Source organism: Pseudomonas medicaginis, from assembly GCF_965119365.1.
Taxonomy (GTDB): domain Bacteria; phylum Pseudomonadota; class Gammaproteobacteria; order Pseudomonadales; family Pseudomonadaceae; genus Aquipseudomonas.
Genome location: NZ_OZ221631.1, coordinates 4,783,137 through 4,801,233 on the forward strand (window position 1 = coordinate 4,783,137; position 18,097 = coordinate 4,801,233).

The window sequence follows — 18,097 nt, forward strand, 5'->3', positions numbered from 1 at the left end:
GCCCAGTCCTGGGCGATGATTTTTGATATTTCTTCTGCATGGAAATATCGACCGACTTGGTTAGGAGAACCTTATGCGCTTGCAACTTAACGACGTGGTGCAGGAATTCATCGTGTCCAATGGAAGAATAGCCCATAGCTATTTCTCTCTGTCCGAAAAGATCATTGAGTCATTGTGCGAATCCAATATCGCCAAGGAAGCGATATTGCTGCGCGTGTTGGAACAGGCCGAATCCGTCACTGCACACTACTTCAATGCACATCAACAAGTTCTCGAGGGCGTTTATGCCCATGGGATCGAAACGTCCGCCAGCCAGAATGTTGCGGTGCTGGAGCCTGTTCCCGCTCACTCGAACATACTGGCTCCGGTGCCCGCCGCCGAAGCCGCCGTAGAGACATCGGCACTCGACTACGGGCAATGGTTGCGCGCCGAAATCAGCACGGTCACCGGCTTCCAGGCACAGCAGATCGACTTCGATCAGACGTTCGAGAGCCTGGGGATCGACTCGCTGGGGCTGGTGGATATTTTCGAGTCACTGGCCCAGCACTTCCCGGAAAAGAAAGCCCTCACCGCGCAGCTCTTCGATGCCCCGACCCCGACCGCCTTGCTGGCACGGCTTGAAGCCGATCCGCAGGCCCCGGCGGTGGACGTCCAGGGGTGGGTACTGGAGCAACTCGCGGCGATCACCGGTTTTACGGTCGAGCAGATCGACCCGACACACAGCTATGAAAGCCTGGGCCTGGATTCGCTGGTGCAGTTGGATTTCCTTGAGTCGGTCGTCGCCATGTGGCCACAGCTCAAGGCCCACAGTTCCGAGCTGGCCAACGCCAAGTTCCCACAGGCGACCATCGCCCTGATTCAAACCGCCCTGGCCGCTCCCCCGCCACAAGCGGCACCTTGCCAAGAGCCGTCCCCTGCCCCGACGGACACTCAAGAGCAGGAAGTCGACCTGCTGCTCAGCGCGCTGTCGCCGTTGCTCCCTGACGCAGCCCAATCGCTCGATCTCCAGACACCCTTCGCCCAACTGGGTCTCAACGGCTTTGCCCGGGAGGCGCTCTGCCAATCCATGGCGCAGCAGTGTTCGGCCAGCGAGTTTGCCGGTGAAGCGCTGATGTCCCGCCGCACGCCCCAGGACGCCTTGTCGCTGCTGGCCAGGCTGAGCTGACCCCAGCGGCAACAGGAAAGGAATCCGGGCGACCGAACAGGTCGCCCAGCATTTTGCGATCAGGAGACAGGGTATGAGTGGCGCAGTCACAACAACGGGCGATTTTTGCTTCAGCGCGATGGCGGGCGAGTTTCCAGGGGCTCCGTCAACGGAGGCGCTCTGGCAGTTGCTCGCCCAAGGGCAAATCGCACCGATCGAATCGATGCCGACACGTTGGGAAGTGGACAAGGCGTCGATCTATTCAAGCAAGGCTGGCGAGAAGGATCGCACGTACCTGGACAGCGCTTTCTGCCTGACTGATGACGCCTCGATCCCGTCACGGCACGAAGGACGGCAGGTCGCCATCGGCAAGAAAGTGCTCCAGACGCTGCTCACCCAACTGGCCGCACAAGGCTCGCCACTGAACGGCGAACGCACCGCGCTGGTGGTCGCGACCTCCTGGAGCGACGAGAGTTATTTCGCCACCGGCCTGTCCGGAAAAAGCGATGCACCACCGGGCTTTACACCGGGTGAACAAGTGTCGGCGCTGGCCGCGGCCTTTACCTTGGGTGGGCCGGCGCTGTCGGTGGACACGGCGTGCAGTTCGTTCCCCTATGCCTTGGACATGGCCCAGGCGCTGGTCAACAGCGGTCAGGCGGACAACGCAATTGTCATGGCCCTCAACACGGTGCTGCCACCGGCGCTGTTCCTCGGTTTCTCCCAGTTGACGGCGTTTTCCGCGCGGGCACGGATGGAAGCCTTCGGCCAAGACGCCGACGGCATCGTGCCGGGCGAATGTGCGGTGGCCTTCCTGGTCGAACCGGTCGCCCAGGCCCTGGCGGCGCAACGCCGTCCCTTGGGCGTCCTGCGCGCCTTGGGCATGTCCGCCGACGGCGCCGAGGGCTCGGTGTTCGCCCCCGGCAAACAGGCCCAGTACTCGGCCTACCAACGCGCCTATCGCGGCCTTGATCCAAGGGACGTGGACTACATCGAGACCCACGGCACCGGTACACCGCTGGGGGATGCGACGGAGTTGGCCTCGCTGAACAGCTTCTTCGCCCCCCATCGTCTGGACGACCAGAAAATCACCATCGGTTCGATCAAGTCGGTCATCGGCCATCCTTTGGCCGCTGCTGGCGGCGCTTCGCTCGCCAAAGCCTTGATGATACTGCGCCACAAAGGCATTCCCCCGCAGCCCGGCTACCGCCCCAGCACCAAGGTCGACGACACCTGCCTGCGACTCGCCACCCAGCAGGTACACCCTCTGGAGGCACGTCAGTCGGCTGTCCGGATTGGCATTTCCAGCTTTGGCTTTGGCGGCGCCAACGCGCACCTGGTGGTGGACGAATACCTGCCCGGCGACCAACCGGCCGCAGCCCTGCGCACCTGCGGCGTGGTGACGCTGGACCTTGCCATTGTCGAGGCTGAAGCGGCGCTGGGCAGCCACCGTTCGTTGCAGTCATTCCAACAGCAACTCGACCAGCCGGCGGCACCTTCGGTCGTGTTCCCTTATGGGCGCTTCGTTGATTACACCCCGGTTCCCGGCCAGCCATTGCTGGGCAAATTCCTCGCGCAAGACCATGTCATCGATATCGATGGCTTCGGCATGGGCCCCAAGCCGCTGGCCCATGTCGATCCGTTCAAGCTGTTGATCACCGATCGCGTCAATCACTTGCTGCGACGCTTGCCAGGGGTGGCCGGTTCGTCCGGCACCGCGATGGTGATGTGCTGCAACATGGGGGGCGAGCGCTTCAGCAACGCCTACAGCAGCGCCCACAACTTCTACTCCCGGGCACAAGGCGCGGCGCCAGGCGTGGAGGTGACTGACGTGGCGACCATGCTGCCGAACATGCTGTCCGGCTACCCGGCGCAGATTTTTGATTTCAAGGGTTTCCATCAGACCCTGGTCGGCACTGCGGGCCTGTTCTGGCAAACCTTGCTGGCCTCGCCGCAATGGTTCGACAACGGCATCACCACGCTCCTGCTCGGCGCGGGACGTTTTGTCAGCGGTGAAATCGAGGTCGAGCGCGCCCGGCACAGCGCCACGCCGCAGGGTGAAGGACTGGGGCTGCTGGCGCTGCGTCGCTATCAACCGGAGGCGACTGACACACCCGTGCTGGTGATCCGCGCCGCAGTCCTCGCCCACGCGGCCGGCTCGTTGGAAGAGGCCTGCCGATTACTGGGCAAGGCGCCCAGCCATTATTCGAACGTCGAAGTGTGTGAGTTGCAGCCTGTCGGGATGCCTGCCAGCGGGTCGCTGCAGGAGATCACCGGTTTCCTGGCCGAAGCCAGTGGCGTCGAAACCCTGCTGGCAGTGATGTTGCGGGGCGCGACCCATACCGTGATCGAAGTGCGCGATGCCGGCAAGCCGGTGATGTGGCTGTTTACCGAGCAACTGCGCCAGTGGAACCCGACCACGGCCGAGGTCAGCTCGCCCATCAAGCATCCTTTCATGTTGCGCTTCGCCCATTCCTCATCCCAGGAACTGCAGCAGGTCATCACACCTGTCAACCTGGTCCGCGAGCCACAGAACGATGGCGTCGATGTGCAACAGCTCAGCGACATGCTCACCAGCACCCTGCTCTCCGGGCTGCGGGTACGGGTGCGCGCCATGGAAAGCCTGTTCGCCCTGCACCGTGGCGATACCTCCCTGCGTGCGGCGCACTGGCAGCGCAGCGCGGAACATAGCGTGATTGCCAACACCCGGCGCGCCCCTCAATCGCTGCACGCCCAACTCGTGGTGAATGAAGCGCACCCGTATTTCTTCGACCATCCCCTGGATCACATTCCGGGCATCTTGTTGCTGGAGGGCGTGCTGCAATTGATCGAGCTCGCCATGCCACCTCTGAGCGGACGGGTCGCCTACATCAAGACCCTGACGATCAAGTTCCAACAGTACGTACAAAAACAGGACGTGGTCGATCTGCATGTGGAGCACGGCGAAGATTCCCAGGTGTTCCACGCGAAGGTCATGCAGGACGGCAAAGTGATGTGCACCTGCGTCCTCGCAATGGCCTACAGCTCGGCGTTCGAGACATCGCCGGCCAGCGAATTCACCGCCACGCCCTGCCGCGACAAGGCCCTGTTGCACAAGGCCAGGGCGGAAAACGTCATTGTCAGTGACATGAGCGGCGTCGCCCAGGGCTTGAGCGTGGACACCGTGAAACTGCCGCCGGAACACTTCTTCCAGGCAGGCGATCCCCAGCACTATTCGATGGTGTATTTCCTCGAAGTGGCTCGCCAGTGCTACATGCAGATCGCCCACAGCCACCTGCGGATCCCACTCAATACCCCGATGAACCTGCTGGCCTTGAGTTTCAGCCTGGAGCGGCCCATCCCCAGGAACAGCCCGCTGTCATTGGCGCCGCAAGCCGGCTTCGATACTGCGCTCCAGGCCTTCAAGACCAACCGCATCTATATCGACCTGTTCAACCGGGGCGAAAAAATCGGTCAAGCCAGCATTACCGCCCAGGTGCTGAGTCAATCCGCACCGGCAGCCTGAATGGTTCTGCCCACCCAGCATGCCCGCGCCCCACAACCAAGGTGTCACCGTGAACGATGTCAACGTGCAAGTCATAGTCAAATCGCCCCCTTCTGAAATCTGGAAGCTCTGGAGCAATTTCCCCGAAGCGCCGCTGTGGGATACCGACGTTCGCCAGTGTCAACTCGACGGCCCGTTCCAGGCAGGAACGCGCGGCACGTGTGTCCTCAAGAATGGCTTGAACATGGCCCTGAAACTCGAAGCCGTGAGCCTGCACGAAAGCTATCGCAACAGCGCACGGCTGCTCTGGATAGACCTCGAATTCGATCATCGGATGCGCAGGCTCTCTGCCGATGAAACCCATGTCATCCATAGCGCAAGAATCTCGGGGCCGCTGAGTTTCCTGTACCGGGGGCTGCTGCGCAAAGCGCTGGCCAGCGCGATGACCACCGCCCTGGACAACCTCTGCAAGCTGGCTGAACAACGGGCCGTCGGCGCCACAGCGCGGGGGAAAACCGCGACGCCGCTGCACCTCGTGTGAACACCTGCGAACACGCTTGGCCTACTTATCGATAACAGCAACATTCGGATCTAGCATGAACCTACAGAAAAACAGCCGCCATCTCGTCATGGGCATCATTGGCCTGGGTGTTACCGCCCCAGCATCGAGTTTCGCCGACACACTCGGCCCCTATGTCAGTGCCATGGGCGGTGTGAACTGGGTCGCTGAGCAGGACCTTAACCAGAACGACCTCGACTTCGTCGAGATGGAATACAACCAACCGTTGCACTCCGGCTTCGCCACCGGCCTGGCAGTGGGCTGGCGATTCCCGGTCGGGCTGAGGCCTGAAGTGGAACTGAGCTACCGTCGCAACACCTTGACCCAGTTCAACCGCCGGGTCTACGAGGGTGGCGGCAGCATCGACGGCAAAGGCGAAGAAGAAGCCACCAGCCTCATGGCCAACCTCTGGTATGACATCTCGAACCTGCCGGCCCCCTTGAGCCGGTTCACCCCGTATGTGGGCGGTGGCCTGGGCTACGCCGTGCTGACCATCACCGGCCTGGAAGCCGGCGGCGTCGAGTTCGGCGACACCCATCGCGACACCGTCTCGGCCTGGCAACTCGGCGCCGGGGTCGGCTACGAGCTCAGCGAGCACTGGTCCATGTCCCTGGACTATCGCTACTTCAAGACCGGCGAAGCGCACTTCGGCAATATCCAGGGCCTGCCCGAGGGCGACGTGCAAACGCAATACAACGCCCAATCCTTGATGCTTGGCTTGCGGTACTGGTTGTAAACGCAAGACGGACAGGCGCTGGCAGCGGTAGCACCACGTCGGTACTTCTGCTACCAGTGCCATGTGCCCCAGGCCGACGTGAAACCCTTGGTGAGCAATAGCCGAATAGCCCCATGAAATCGCCCGCAAGATGCAGGCGTCGAAATGGTCCAGGCCCAAGGCCAATGACTCTCGCGCATGCCGCAAACTGCCACGACTTCGGTAGTGACGTTGCTCCTGTCGTCGCGTCAGTGTTGATTGGACCAGTACCCCAAACCGGAAAATTCTGAGAGGATGCGCGTCAAGAACGCCATGGAATGAAGGCCTTCCCATTCCAGTGGCGGCCCGACATGTACACCCTTCTCTTCCAAAGCTTGCGGGCACGCTTCGCCATCGTGGTGGCGCTGGTGGTGCTGCTCCTCAGTTGCGTCTTCGGCACCGTCATCGGCGAGTCCTCCATTTCGCGGCTCAAGGAGCAAACCGGCCTGCAACTGAGCGAATATGCCTACTCGATGATCGACCGCCTCGATCGCGACATGGGTAGCCGTTCAAGAGCGCTGACGGTCCTGAGCAAGCTGGAAACCCTGCGCAACACGGCGAACCCCGGCGAAGCACGCGCCCTGCTCGACCACCTTAGCCAGCAATTCCCGAACTACTCCTGGATCGGCCTCACCGACGCCCACGGCAAAGTGGTCGCATCCACCAACGGAGTGCTCGCTGGCGCCGATATCTCGCAACGGCCAGTCTTCGCCAATGCGCGGGAGAAGACATTTATCGGCGATGTCCACGAAGCCGTCCTGCTGGCCAAGCTGCTGCCGAATCCCTCCGGGGAAGCGATGAAATTCGTCGATATCAGCATGCCCATCAAGGACGCCGCCGGAAACCTCACGGGCGTGCTCGCGACGCATCTTTCCTGGGAATGGGCGGCGGAAGTTGGCCGATCGCTGTTCGAGCCCCTGCAAAAGCGCCTGCCTGGCCTGGAGTTCCTGGTCATCAGCAAGGACGGCACCATCCTGCTGGGCCCCAAGGACATGATTGGCAAGCCCGCCGGCGTCACGCTCGATGGGCGCGGACAAAGCTGGTCGGTCGAGCGCTGGCCGGACGGTAACCTCTATCTGGCAGGTGCGGCGCAAAGTGTCGGCGTCGACGATTATCCCGGCCTGGGGTGGACCGTGGTGACACGCCAGCCCGCCGAGGTCGCCTTTGCGGCATCACGTGAGATGCGCAATGAAATACTCCTCTGGGGTGGCTTGCTATCCGTCCTGTTCGCGGTCATCGGATGGATCGTGGCCGGTATTCTCACCGGTCCGGTGAACGTCATCGCCGAGGCCGCCGCGCGCCTTTCCGAAGGCGCCGATGTAGGGATTCCATTACTCAAGGGTACGCGCGAAGTCGAAACGCTGAGTGTTGCGATCCGGCACCTTGTTGACAGCCTCACCCGCAAAAGGGGCCAGTTGGCCGTGGTCGAGGGGATCGCCTACCGCGATGTCGTCACCGGTCTGCCGAATCGGGCAGCCCTGGAAAAATACATCGAGGCGGTACGCAACGAGGTGGACGTGCAGCCTGGCTTTGGCGTGCTGTGCCTGGATCTCGACGGGTTCAAGCCCGTCAACGATCGCTTCGGCCATGCCGTGGGCGATGCATTACTGCAGGAAGTCGGTTTCCGGCTCCTGGCCGCTGTGCGCGATGGCGACATCGCCGTGCGCCACGGCGGGGATGAGTTCGTATTGCTGCTGCGCCTGCGCACGGGAGAAGCCTTGTCCAGCCTGCAGGGTGCCGCCCAGCGCATCATCGCAAGACTGGCCGAACCGGTCGTGCTGGCCGGGGAGTCGATCACAATCGGCTGTAGCATCGGCGCAACGCTGTGGACCGGCGGCGAGTTTGCCGACGCGCTGGCCCAGGCCGACGAAGCACTCTACCGGGCCAAGCGTGCGGGCAAGTCCCAAGCGCAATTCCATGACGCCTCGCTAACCGAAATCCCGGATACCGGAGCGACGGCCTGAGGCGCTCAGCGCAAGGTATGAAGCGCCTCGCGCCCGGCAAAACGTGCAGCGGCCACCGCCCTGTTGGGAACGTTCAGCGCACGGATCAACGAAGAAACATGAATGCGCACGGTGAAAGGAGAGATCTCAAGCGCCGAGGCGATTTCCTTGTTGGTCTTGCCTTCGGCAATCAATTGCCAGACCTCTCGCTGCCGGGACGTGAGCTTGCTCATGTCATCGTTGGAACCCAGCGGCAGCGGGTCCGAAGGCTCGTACTTGACCAATACTTCTCCACGACGAATAGCGCCGATGGCCTTGCCGACCTGGTCGGGAGAAAGACTCTTGCCGACAAAGCCGTCGACACCGGTCTCCATGATACGCCCGATGATATCGCCGTCGTTCAGGGTCGAAACCACAATCATCACGGTGTGCTGGAGTGCCTGGCGCAACTGCGCAAGCTCGCTGACGGAACCCAGTCCGGGAAGACGTATGTCAAGAATCAACGTATCGAGTGCGTGTCCATTCGCTGCGAGCGTCCGTACTTCTTCCAGGCTCCCTGCTTGATCGATCATTGCCTCAGGTATCAGGCGTTCCAGTAACAGCGTCATCCCCTCTCGAAACAGCGGGTGTTCGTCTGCCACGATGATCCGGCAAATCTTCAGGCCTGAAACGCGTCGCTCATCGCGTCTCATACTGCATCTTGATGACTTCACTGACTCTCTGCGCGACGCCATTGGAAGGAGGCGTGACGGATCGGATCGACTGACCACGATAAGGCCCGTCCGCAGGGAACCAGTTCTGGACAACGACGACCTGTTTCGGCTGCTCGGCCGAAACGGGGCCCGTGGAGATTTCATTGGTGAACTTGCAGGTATCGAACGTACCCAAGGCGGTCTTGATCGTTTCACGACCGTTATAAGTCAGCTTCTCAACGATATCGAACTCGACCGTTGCCCCGGCGCTCACGGCTTTGTTCTTGTAGCTGACGGTGACGGTCTGCCCAGGTTGCAGATCAATCGGTGTGGAAGCGGGAGGCTCGTAGGTGGTGGTCACCAACGATGCCCCGGCGCCATGGCGATCGCCGTAACGAACCAGTCGACCGTCCTTGATCTCGGCGAAGGTCGTCGTCAGGAAGAACGGCACCTCATTCATGAACGAGGTGTGCACCGAAGCCACCGGATTGACGCCGGCGAATGCCTCGCGCCCCAGGGTTTCGGTTTTGCCGCGACTGGTGGCGGGCGACAGGTTGTCGCGGCTTTCGTACTCCACCACTGTTCCGGCCTGAAAGTCCGCTTCGTTGGTGCAAGCCGCAGAGGATGTCTCGCTGGCGGTGGAGGCCGACGCGCCGGCGATAAAAGCCCCCCAGCCACTGGCGGCAAGGGCCGAGGCGGCAAATGCCGTTGCGAGGCGCCTGCGATACGCCGGGCAGATGCTGGGTTTAGTGGTGGGTGTACTTTTCAAAAAACAGATCCTTGTTCAAATGTACTCATTACGACCAATCTGGAACACGACAGCCTCACAGGTTAGGGTCGAGTGCCGACCGGCGCTATAGCGCAAGTGTGCTATAGGCTTTGCTCTTGTCTGGTTCATTCTTCAGCCTTGAAACCCTATCGGAGGCTCGCATGACCGAATCACTGGAGCGTTTTATCCAGGCGCAAGCGTCTACCTATGACCACGCTTTGCTGGAACTGCAGCGTGGTCGCAAGGAAGGCCACTGGATGTGGTTCATCTTTCCGCAATTACGCGGCCTGGGTGTCAGCGAGAACGCCACCTACTATGGTCTGCGCGGCATTGACGAGGCGCGTGACTATTTGCAGCACCCGCTTCTGGGACCGCGACTCGAACGCGCGACTCGTGCCGTACTGGACTCGGAAGCCGCTTTGGAGAAACTCCTCGGGACCATCGATGCCATGAAGTTCGCGTCCTGCATGACGCTTTTTGCAGCGGCTGCGGGCGGGCGATCCGTGTATGCCCAGGCGTTGGAAGGTGGGCTGAGGGTCGACGCAAGGACACTGGAATTGCTTAAGGAGCAGGAGAGCAGGAATGTCTGAACACGAAACATGGAGGCTGGCAGTACACATGGCCCAATGGCTGCCCTGCTCGGATTAACGTTCTAGATCGACAGCACAAAACGGCCTCCGCCCTCGATCTCCTCGCTACCCGAAAGCGCTTCAGGCACAAACCCGCACCGCTCAAGGACCTTCCTTGAGCCGACATTGTTGTCATAGACATAAGCCACCAATTGCGTAAGCCCCCAACGCATCCGCGCCGCCTCGATCAGATGCTTCAGGGCCTGCGTTGCCAACCCTTGCCCACAAACGCGTTGATCAATGCGATAGCCCACCTCGGCGCTACCGCGTGGTGAATGGATGCCTTTCAAATTCGCCCGCCCCACTATTCTCCCGCTGGAGTCTTCGATCACGAACGGGTGCCAGGCGCCGGCAGCACAATCGGCCAAATAGCTTTCAATGTGTTCGGTGACGCCCGCCCATGAATAAAAGGCTGGGTCGCGTGCGTCGATATGCGACTCGAACCATTCACGGTTGTGGATCTCGAAGGCCAGCAGCGCTTCGACGTCGGTATTCTCCAGCTCGCGAATCCTGAATGGTGTCACTGATTGCTTCTCCTGGGGCTGAAGCGCAATCGTAAGGTCGAGTGACGACTCATGGCGAGGTTTTCTGCGCGAACAGTCTTGTGTCAGGGGGTTACTGCGCAGCCCAGCGGGATAAATCCCCTCGTCACAAGGTTATTCATTGGAAGATGTCATAAACGAAAAATGCTCCGTACCTTTCGATACGGAGCATTTCTTCAGCGCTTCCCGCGGATTGCCAGGGCTTCACGCGACGGTGATTCTCCTGGTTCAATCGCCTGCAGAGTCCAGCGCAGTTCTGCAGTTTCTATCGGGTAGCCGGGGCGGAACCTGCCTGGAATCCCTCAGGCATTCTGGTTCCAGGGACGGTCTCCCCGCTCGTCCTTGATACGCGTCGGCAGGCCCATCACATCCAACGCTTCAAGGAACGCCTCGGCGGGCAGTTCCTCGACGTTGACCATGCGCTGCACGTCCCACTGGCCACGGGCGACCAGCAACGCGGCCGCCACGGGCGGCACGCCAGCGGTATAGGAAATGCCCTGGCTGTCGGTTTCGGCGTAGGCGTCCTCGTGGTCGGCCACGTTATAGATGAACATCTCGCGCGGCTGGCCATCCTTGACGCCCTTGACCAGGTCACCGATGCAGGTCTTGCCGGTGTAGCCCGGCGCCAGCGAGCTAGGGTCAGGCAGCACGGCCTTGACCACTTTCAGCGGCACGACTTCCAGGCCTTCAGCGGTCTTGACCGGCTGCTCGGACAGCAGGCCCAGGTTCTTGAGGACGGTGAACACATTGATGTAGTGCTCGCCGAAACTCATCCAGAAACGTACGTTGGGCACGTCGAGGTTCTTCGACAGCGAGTGCACTTCGTCGTGACCGGTCAGGTACAGGTTCTGCGAGCCGACGACCGGCAGGTCATCGGTGCGCTTGACCTCGAACATGGTGTTGCTGGTCCACTGGCTGTCCTGCCAGCTCCACACCTGTCCGGTGAACTCGCGGAAATTGATTTCCGGGTCGAAATTGGTGGCGAAATATTTGCCATGGGAGCCGGCATTGACGTCGAGAATGTCGATCGAATCAATGCGGTCGAAATGCTGTTGTTGCGCCAGTGCCGCATAGGCATTGACCACACCCGGGTCGAAGCCCACGCCGAGAATGGCGGTGATGTTCTTCTCCTGGCATTCCTGGAGATGGTTCCACTCGTAGTTGCCGTACCAGGGCGGCGTCTCGCAGACCTTGCCCGGTTCTTCGTGGATGGCGGTGTCCAGATAGGCCACGCCGGTATCGATGCACGCACGCAGCACCGACATGTTGAGAAAGGCAGAGCCGACGTTGATGACGATCTGCGACTCGGTTTCGCGAATCAGTGCCTTGGTCGCTTCGACATCCAGGGCGTTCAGTGCAAAGGCCTTGATGTCGGCGGGTTGCTTGAGGCTACCCTTGGCCTTGACGCTGTCGATGATGGCCTGGCATTTGGAGATGTTGCGCGACGCGATAGCAATACGACCGAGTTCGTCGTTGTGCTGCGCGCACTTGTGGGCCACCACCTTGGCGACACCTCCTGCACCAATGATAAGTACGTTCTTCTTCAATTTCTTTATTTCTCCTTCCGCCAGCTCAAGAGAGGCTGGACAAGTAGTCGTCGTAAACAAACTCGCGAACCACCTCGACGCTGCCGTCGAGCTGTTTCACGACGATGGACGGCATTTTCAAGCCGTTGAACCAGTTTTTCTTGACCATGGTGTAGCCCGCTGCGTCGATGAACGACAGCCGATCGCCGATGGACAGCGGACGATCGAATTGGTACTCGCCGAAAATGTCTCCGGCCAGGCAGGACTTGCCGCACACCATGTAGGTGTGTTCGCCCTCGCTCGGCGCCAGCTTGGCGTCCAGGCGATAGATCAGCAGATCGAGCATGTGCGCCTCGATGGAGCTGTCCACCACGGCCAGGTGCTTGCCGTTGTAGAGCGTGTCGAGCACGGTGACTTCCAGCGAAGCACTCTGGGTGATCGCGGCCTCGCCCGGCTCCAGGTAGACCTGCACGCCATACTTTTGCGAGAAGGCCTTGAGTCGTGCGCAAAAGGCGTCCAGGGCGTAGCCTTCACCGGTGAAATGGATGCCGCCACCGAGGCTGACCCACTCGACCTTATGCAGCAAGTGACCAAAGCGCTCTTCGATAGTGCCCAGCATCTGGTCGAACAAACCGAAATCGCCGTTCTCGCAGTTGTTGTGGAACATGAAGCCGGAGATATGCTCGATGACTTGCTCGATTTTCACCGGATCCCATTCGCCCAAACGGCTGAAGGGGCGCGCCGGGTCGGCCAGCAGGTAATCGGAGCTGCTCACTTGCGGATTGACCCGCAGGCCACGGACCTTGCCGGCCGAAGCCTCGGTGTAGCGCTGCAACTGACCGATGGAGTTGAAGATGATCTTGTCGCAGTTGGCGAGCATCTCCTCGATCTCATCGTCGGCCCAGGCCACGCTGTAGGCGTGGGTCTCGCCCGCGAACTTCTGCCGGCCGAGCTTGAGTTCGTAGAGCGACGACGACGTGGTGCCGTCCATGTACTGCTGCATCAGGTCGAACACCGACCAGGTGGCGAAGCATTTGAGCGCCAGCAAGGCCTTGGCCCCGGACTGCTCACGCACATAGGCGATCTTCTGCATGTTCGCCAGCAGCTTTTGTTTATCGATGAGGTAGTACGGCGTTTTGATCATTTTCGAGGCCTCCGGGCAAGGCGAGCCAAAAAAGGATGCGCATTGTGCCTTCACTGACTGCATATCGAAAGAGCGAAAAGCCCCGTTCGCGCAATCATCCTTATCCAGGCCGACGCTTTGCGATCACCGGACATACCGACCGCCCAGGCGAAGAAATCCTGGATCTGCCAAAGGAGGAGGAGTAACCGAAGAGCGCTGACGCTCGACCTTGAGCCGTACCGGAAGAACCGATCCCCTGCTGCCAGCCCTGCGCGCGGTAACGCGCCGCCATGTCTTCAAACTGCAAGACGGCGACTCGACAAGCGCCGCCGTGCATCCCACGATCATTTGCGAGGAGCTTGCCATGGGTCCGATGACACCTGGATGACACGCCCTGTTTTAGCCAACGAACCCGCCAGGCAGTGGCGCCTGGCCCCGAATTGTTTGCCCGACGGTCCTGACCTGGTGATCGCCTGCCCACCGTTTGCCAGTGAGTGGAGCCTGCTCCCACAAGGGGTTTGGGTGAGTTCATGGCCAGAAACGGTTAATATCGCTCTCCTTCGTCTACCCTCACAGAACGGCGTACCGCCACCCATGTGGCGTGATGCTTCAACATTCCTTGCCTTCCTGTACCGGAGATTTTCCATGCTCAAGCCGTCCCTGGCGTTGGCCGCTGGTGTTGCCCTGTCGTTTTGCAGCTTGCTCGCGCAGGCCGCCGACACCCTGAAAGTCAGCGCGATTCCCGATGAGGCCCCGACCGAGCTGCTGCGCAAGTTCAAGCCGCTGGGTGCTTATCTGGAACAGCAAACCGGCATGAAGGTCGAGTTCGTCCCCGTGAGCGACTACCCGGCCGTGGTCGAGGCGCTGGCCACCGACCGGATCGACATGGCCTGGCTGGGTGGTTTCACCTTCGTGCAGGCACGCCTGAAGACCGGCAACGCCATCCCGCTGGTGCAGCGCGAACAGGATGCCCAGTTCACCAGCAAATTCATCACCGCCGACCCCGCCGTCAAATCCCTCGCCGACCTCAAGGGCAAGACCTTCGCCTTCGGCTCGGTGTCATCGACGTCCGGCAGCCTCATGCCGCGCTATTTCATGCTCAAGGACGGCATCAAGCCGGAAAGCTACTTCAGCCGCGTGGGTTATTCCGGCGCCCACGACGCCACCGTCGCCTGGGTTCAGGCCGGTAAGGTGGACGCCGGGGTGCTGAACGCCAGCGTCTGGGAAAAACTGGTGGCTGCCGGCAAGGTCGACACGGCCAAGGTCAAGGTCTTCGCCACCACCCCTGCCTACTTCGACTACAACTGGACGGTGCGCGGAACCCTCGACCCGGCATTGGCGGCCAAGATCAAGGCGGCCTTCCTGGCACTCGATCCGGCCAACCCGAAGGACAAGGAAATCCTCGACCTGCAAGCCGCCAGTCGCTTCATCGAAACCAAGCCTGAGAACTACAAGGGCATCGAGGAAGCCGCACGCGCCGCCGAACTGCTCAAATGACCCTGCAACTGACCCAGGTCAGCGTGACCCATGCCAACGGCGTCCAGGCGCTGCGGGGCATCGACCTGCACATCGGCGCCGGCGAACAGGTCGCGGTCATCGGCCCGTCCGGCGCCGGCAAGTCGAGCCTGCTCAACCTGCTGGCCACCGCCCTGCGCCCGGGTAACGGCGAGCTGCAATTGCTCGGCGAACGCGCCTGGCAGCTGTCTGCCCGTCAGCGCCAGCGCCTGCGCGCACGCATCGGCCTGATCCACCAATCGCCGCCCCTGCCGCCGCGCCAGCGCGTGGTCACGGCGGTCCTGGCCGGAAAACTCGGTCAGTGGGGCATCGGTAAAAGCTTGTTGAACCTGCTGCACCCGCTGGATATTCCAGGCGCCAGGGCGGCGCTGGCCCGCCTGGACCTGGGCGACAAACTGTTCGCGCAATGCCAGCAACTGTCCGGCGGACAACTGCAACGCGTGGGCATTGCCCGGGTGTTGTACCAGGCGCCGGAGGTGTTGCTGGCCGATGAACCGGTTTCGGCCATGGACCCGGTATTGGCCCAGCACACCCTTTCGGTGCTTTGCCGCCATGCCCGGGAACACCACGTCACCCTGGTCGCCAGCCTGCACGCGGTGGAGTTGGCCTTGGCACACTTTTCCCGGGTTATCGGCCTGCGTGATGGGCGGATCCTGTTCGACCTGCCCAGCGAGGCGGTGGGCCGTCCGTTGCTCGACACGCTCTACGCCAACGAACAGCTACAGGCTTCGCCAACGCCCTACGCCCCCTTGAGCGTGCAGATTCCCCGATGCTGACACGCGATACCCGAGACCCCGCCGCCCGCCCTCGCCTGCTGCTCAGCCTGCTGGCCCTCGTCCTGCTGTGGCCGGGCATCCAGTTCAGCGAACTGGACCTGGGCGTACTGCTGGCGAGCGACAGCCAGAGCGAAATGGGCCGGTTCGTAGCGGCGTTCTGGCCACCCGCCCATGGCGACGAATTCATTGAACTGCTGTGGCAGGCCACCTTGCAGACGCTGGCCATCGCCACGGCGGGCATGGCCCTGGCGTTACTGCTGGCGGTGCCCGCGAGCCTGCTGGCCAGCCGTGCCCTCTCACTGTCGGCGGCTTCCCGTGCCGGCCATCCGGGCTATTGGGGTCCACTGCTGCGCTGGCCGGTGCGCGGTCTGTTGATCTTTTTGCGCAGCGTGCCGGAGATCGTCTGGGCCTTGCTCTTCGTGCGCGCCGTCGGCCTAGGCCCAACGGCTGGCGTACTGGCGATCGCCATTACCTACAGCGGCATGCTGGGCAAGGTCTACGCGGAAATCTACGAGTCCGTCGACCAGCGTCCGGCCCACGCACTCTTGCAGTCCGGCAGCAGCCGGCTCGCGGCCTTCTGCTACGGGATCCTGCCCAATGTCGCGGCTGAGCTGTTGTCGTACACGGTGTACCGCTGGGAATGCGCGATCCGCGCCTCGGTGGTGATGGGGTTCGTCGGTGCCGGAGGCCTGGGTCAACAGATGGACCTGTCGCTGCGGATGTTCGCCGGCGGTGAAGTGGCCAGCCTGCTGTTGACGTTCCTTGTACTGGTGCTGCTCGCCGATCAACTCAGCCGCCTGCTGCGCTGGAGGCTGGCATGAATCGCCTGATCAACGCGATCATTGTCCTGTGCATCGGCGCGGCGATCGTCGCCTCGTTCCTCTACCTGGGCGTCGGCCTGGGCGAGCTCGGCGACAGCGGTAATCTGCAGCGGATGGGGACTTATGCGCAGCGCTTTCTCAGCCCGGACCTGAGCCCGGGCCATTTGAAGGCGATCGGTCATGGCGCCCTGGAAACCCTCGCCATGTCGGCCCTCGGTACGCTGCTCGCGGCGGTGCTCGGCCTGCTGTTGGCCTTGCCGGCGGCCGGGCGCTTCGGCTGGCCGTTACAGAGTGCGTCGCGCCTGGTGCTCAACGCCCTGCGCGCCGTTCCAGAACTGGTGTGGGCCGCCCTGATGGTCCTGGCCGCCGGGCTCGGCCCCAATGCCGGCACCCTGGCCTTGGCCTTGCACACCACGGGGGTGCTCGGCCGGCTGTTCGCCGAAGCCCTGGAAAATACCCCCTCCGAACCGGCCGATGCCATCCGCCTGCAAGGTGGCAACGCGGTATTGGCGTTCTGCTACGGTACGCTGCCCAACCTCCTGCCCCAGTTGCTGGCCTATGTCCTGTACCGCTGGGAAAACAATATCCGCATGGCCAGCGTGCTCGGCTTCGTCGGTGCCGGGGGCTTGGGGCAAATGCTCTACGTCAGCCTCAGCTTGTTCCAGGAAGCTCAAGGCAGCACGGTGATCCTGGCGATGCTGTTGCTGGTTTTCGCGGTCGATACGTTGAGCAGTTGGAGTCGCCAGCGCTGGGTCAAGGCTTGAGGTCTTGGCCCCGCCGGAGTTCATTGAAACAAGCCCGCATACACGGTGTTCCCATGGCTCTACGCCCTCTCCATCAGCGCCCCCTGCGCATCCGCCTCGCCCTGCAGCAATTCAATCACCCAGTCGATAAAGACCCGCACCCTGGGCGACAACTGTCGATGGGGCGAATACACCGCTGAGATCGGCCAGGCTGGCACGCCGTATTCGCCCAACACTTCCACCAGCCTGCCCTCGGCCAACTGCCGTTGCACGTGGTAGCGCGGCGCCTGGATCAAGCCGAATCCCGCTTCACAGGCGGTCACGTAAGCGTCGGCATTGTTGACGTTCAGTTCGCTGGGCAAGTGCATTTCGCGCACCCGTCCCGCCCCCTCGAATTCGAACGGGAAGAACCGTCCATTGCCCGATGTAAAGCCGATGGCCCGATGTGCCGGCAGATCCTCCAGCCGCCGAGGCGTGCCGGCGCGAGCGAGGTAGCCGGGGCTGGCACAGGTCAGTTGATGCAGACGCACGATGGGCCGCGCGACCAACCCCTGATCAACGATATTGCCGGCGCGGATTGCACAATCCACACCTTCGCGCTGCAGATGGACTTGGTGATCATGAAAGCCGATGTCCAGTTGCAATGCCGGGTAGCGGCGATAGAAGTCCGGCAGGCGCGGCAGGATCCAGGTGCACCCAAAGGCGATGGGCATGTCCACTTTCAAGGTGCCGCGCGGCTGGCTCCGTTGCACCGACAACGAACTTTCCAGGTCATCGAGGTCGTCCAGCAACTGGCCGCTGCGCTGGTAATACGCTTGGCCGTCGAGGGTTGCGCGTACCTGCCGGGTGGTGCGCTGCAACAGTTGCACGCCCAGATGGGCTTCCAACTGCTGGATCAACAGGCTGACCGTGGCCCGGGGCAAGCCAAGGTCATCGGCGGCCTTGCCGAAACCGCCCAGTTCGACGATACGCCGGAACACCTGCATGGCTTGTAGTCGGTCCACTGTCTCGCCCCCATTATTTAGATATTCCGAACAGTTAAACCAATAACCAGGGATTTATCCAGGAATCGCCTTACTG

General features: G+C 61.8%; 16 protein-coding genes and 3 pseudogenes. 12 read left to right on the forward strand and 7 right to left on the reverse strand.

What is annotated here, in order from left to right; all coding sequences use genetic code 11:
- The first annotated feature begins 73 nt into the window (after positions 1-73).
- From ACMTA2_RS20625 to ACMTA2_RS20655, 7 genes and pseudogenes are all read left to right on the forward strand, one after another.
- Entirely contained in the window at positions 74-1,165 is a 1,092-nt protein-coding gene (locus ACMTA2_RS20625) for an acyl carrier protein (RefSeq protein WP_413791536.1), read from the forward strand.
- A gap of 73 nt (positions 1,166-1,238) precedes the next feature.
- Positions 1,239-4,646 (forward strand): beta-ketoacyl synthase N-terminal-like domain-containing protein, encoded by a 3,408-nt coding sequence (locus ACMTA2_RS20630; protein WP_413791537.1) that lies wholly within the window; start codon positions 1,239-1,241, stop codon positions 4,644-4,646.
- Between the two features lie 49 nt (positions 4,647-4,695).
- Positions 4,696-5,166, forward strand: a complete 471-nt coding sequence (locus tag ACMTA2_RS20635) for an SRPBCC family protein (protein ID WP_413791538.1) — start codon at positions 4,696-4,698, stop codon at positions 5,164-5,166.
- Between the two features lie 55 nt (positions 5,167-5,221).
- Positions 5,222-5,920: an outer membrane protein gene (locus tag ACMTA2_RS20640; protein WP_413791539.1), complete on the forward strand. Its 699-nt coding sequence runs from the start codon at positions 5,222-5,224 to the stop codon at positions 5,918-5,920.
- A 3-nt stretch (positions 5,921-5,923) separates the two neighbouring features.
- A pseudogene (locus ACMTA2_RS20645) lies at positions 5,924-6,037 on the forward strand (nitrate reductase cytochrome c-type subunit); the annotation flags it as partial.
- A pseudogene (locus ACMTA2_RS20650) lies at positions 6,036-6,120 on the forward strand (cytochrome C); the annotation flags it as partial. The pseudogenes ACMTA2_RS20645 and ACMTA2_RS20650, both read left to right, overlap by 2 nt.
- A 129-nt stretch (positions 6,121-6,249) precedes the next feature.
- Complete coding sequence (locus tag ACMTA2_RS20655; RefSeq protein ID WP_413791540.1) at positions 6,250-7,902, forward strand: diguanylate cyclase domain-containing protein; 1,653 nt, start codon at positions 6,250-6,252, stop codon at positions 7,900-7,902.
- 5 nt (positions 7,903-7,907) lie between these two features.
- On the opposite strand, the gene ACMTA2_RS20660 is transcribed toward ACMTA2_RS20655, so the two are convergent.
- Complete coding sequence (locus tag ACMTA2_RS20660; RefSeq protein ID WP_413791541.1) at positions 7,908-8,573, reverse strand: LuxR C-terminal-related transcriptional regulator; 666 nt, start codon at positions 8,571-8,573, stop codon at positions 7,908-7,910.
- Positions 8,560-9,342 carry a hypothetical protein gene (locus tag ACMTA2_RS20665; protein ID WP_413791542.1) on the reverse strand — a complete coding sequence of 261 codons (783 nt, stop codon included), beginning with the start codon at positions 9,340-9,342 and terminating at the stop codon, positions 8,560-8,562. The genes ACMTA2_RS20660 and ACMTA2_RS20665 overlap by 14 nt, the downstream gene beginning before the upstream one ends.
- 161 nt (positions 9,343-9,503) lie before the next feature.
- On the opposite strand from ACMTA2_RS20665, the gene ACMTA2_RS20670 reads away from it, so the two are divergent.
- Positions 9,504-9,932 carry a DUF1810 domain-containing protein gene (locus ACMTA2_RS20670; RefSeq protein ID WP_413791543.1) on the forward strand — a complete coding sequence of 143 codons (429 nt, stop codon included), beginning with the start codon at positions 9,504-9,506 and terminating at the stop codon, positions 9,930-9,932.
- Positions 9,933-9,994: 62 nt separating this feature from the next.
- Here the strand turns inward: ACMTA2_RS20670 and ACMTA2_RS20675 are convergent, their stop codons facing one another.
- The 4 genes and pseudogenes from ACMTA2_RS20675 to ACMTA2_RS20690 all read right to left on the reverse strand — a co-directional run.
- On the reverse strand, positions 9,995-10,495 hold the full coding sequence (locus ACMTA2_RS20675) for a GNAT family N-acetyltransferase (RefSeq protein WP_413791544.1): 501 nt from the start codon (positions 10,493-10,495) through the stop codon (positions 9,995-9,997).
- Positions 10,496-10,815: 320 nt separating this feature from the next.
- Positions 10,816-12,060 (reverse strand): saccharopine dehydrogenase family protein, encoded by a 1,245-nt coding sequence (locus tag ACMTA2_RS20680; protein WP_413791545.1) that lies wholly within the window; start codon positions 12,058-12,060, stop codon positions 10,816-10,818.
- A 25-nt stretch (positions 12,061-12,085) separates the two neighbouring features.
- Complete coding sequence (locus ACMTA2_RS20685) at positions 12,086-13,183, reverse strand: carboxynorspermidine decarboxylase (protein ID WP_058545429.1); 1,098 nt, start codon at positions 13,181-13,183, stop codon at positions 12,086-12,088.
- 190 nt (positions 13,184-13,373) lie between these two features.
- Positions 13,374-13,481, reverse strand: a pseudogene (locus tag ACMTA2_RS20690) (Ppx/GppA family phosphatase); the annotation flags it as partial.
- A 326-nt stretch (positions 13,482-13,807) separates the two neighbouring features.
- Here ACMTA2_RS20690 and ACMTA2_RS20695 point away from each other — a divergent pair.
- Genes ACMTA2_RS20695 through phnE (ACMTA2_RS20710) form a run of 4 tightly spaced genes read left to right on the forward strand, consistent with a single transcriptional unit; the run spans position 13,808 to position 17,038 of the window.
- Complete coding sequence (locus ACMTA2_RS20695) at positions 13,808-14,659, forward strand: putative selenate ABC transporter substrate-binding protein (protein ID WP_413791546.1); 852 nt, start codon at positions 13,808-13,810, stop codon at positions 14,657-14,659.
- Positions 14,656-15,453, forward strand: coding sequence for a phosphonate ABC transporter ATP-binding protein (locus ACMTA2_RS20700; protein ID WP_413791547.1), 798 nt, complete (start codon positions 14,656-14,658; stop codon positions 15,451-15,453). Before ACMTA2_RS20695 ends, ACMTA2_RS20700 begins: the two co-directional genes overlap by 4 nt.
- Positions 15,447-16,274, forward strand: a complete 828-nt coding sequence (gene phnE, locus ACMTA2_RS20705) for a phosphonate ABC transporter, permease protein PhnE (protein ID WP_413791548.1) — start codon at positions 15,447-15,449, stop codon at positions 16,272-16,274. Before ACMTA2_RS20700 ends, phnE (ACMTA2_RS20705) begins: the two co-directional genes overlap by 7 nt.
- On the forward strand, positions 16,271-17,038 hold the full coding sequence (phnE, locus tag ACMTA2_RS20710; protein WP_413791549.1) for a phosphonate ABC transporter, permease protein PhnE: 768 nt from the start codon (positions 16,271-16,273) through the stop codon (positions 17,036-17,038). The genes phnE (ACMTA2_RS20705) and phnE (ACMTA2_RS20710) overlap by 4 nt, the downstream gene beginning before the upstream one ends.
- Before the next feature lie 59 nt (positions 17,039-17,097).
- On the opposite strand, the gene ACMTA2_RS20715 is transcribed toward phnE (ACMTA2_RS20710), so the two are convergent.
- Positions 17,098-18,021 carry a LysR family transcriptional regulator gene (locus ACMTA2_RS20715; RefSeq protein ID WP_413791550.1) on the reverse strand — a complete coding sequence of 308 codons (924 nt, stop codon included), beginning with the start codon at positions 18,019-18,021 and terminating at the stop codon, positions 17,098-17,100.
- Positions 18,022-18,097: the final 76 nt, after the last annotated feature.

Coding starts and splice junctions, on each gene's coding strand:
- phnE (WP_413791548.1), top strand. CDS start 15,447: ATGCTGACACGCGATACCCGAGACCCCGCCGCCCGCCCTCGCCTGCTG.
- ACMTA2_RS20655 (WP_413791540.1), top strand. CDS start 6,250: ATGTACACCCTTCTCTTCCAAAGCTTGCGGGCACGCTTCGCCATCGTG.
- ACMTA2_RS20640 (WP_413791539.1), top strand. CDS start 5,222: ATGAACCTACAGAAAAACAGCCGCCATCTCGTCATGGGCATCATTGGC.
- ACMTA2_RS20630 (WP_413791537.1), top strand. CDS start 1,239: ATGAGTGGCGCAGTCACAACAACGGGCGATTTTTGCTTCAGCGCGATG.
- ACMTA2_RS20670 (WP_413791543.1), top strand. CDS start 9,504: ATGACCGAATCACTGGAGCGTTTTATCCAGGCGCAAGCGTCTACCTAT.
- ACMTA2_RS20685 (WP_058545429.1), bottom strand. CDS start 13,183: ATGATCAAAACGCCGTACTACCTCATCGATAAACAAAAGCTGCTGGCG.
- ACMTA2_RS20700 (WP_413791547.1), top strand. CDS start 14,656: ATGACCCTGCAACTGACCCAGGTCAGCGTGACCCATGCCAACGGCGTC.
- ACMTA2_RS20660 (WP_413791541.1), bottom strand. CDS start 8,573: ATGAGACGCGATGAGCGACGCGTTTCAGGCCTGAAGATTTGCCGGATC.
- phnE (WP_413791549.1), top strand. CDS start 16,271: ATGAATCGCCTGATCAACGCGATCATTGTCCTGTGCATCGGCGCGGCG.
- ACMTA2_RS20695 (WP_413791546.1), top strand. CDS start 13,808: ATGCTCAAGCCGTCCCTGGCGTTGGCCGCTGGTGTTGCCCTGTCGTTT.
- ACMTA2_RS20625 (WP_413791536.1), top strand. CDS start 74: ATGCGCTTGCAACTTAACGACGTGGTGCAGGAATTCATCGTGTCCAAT.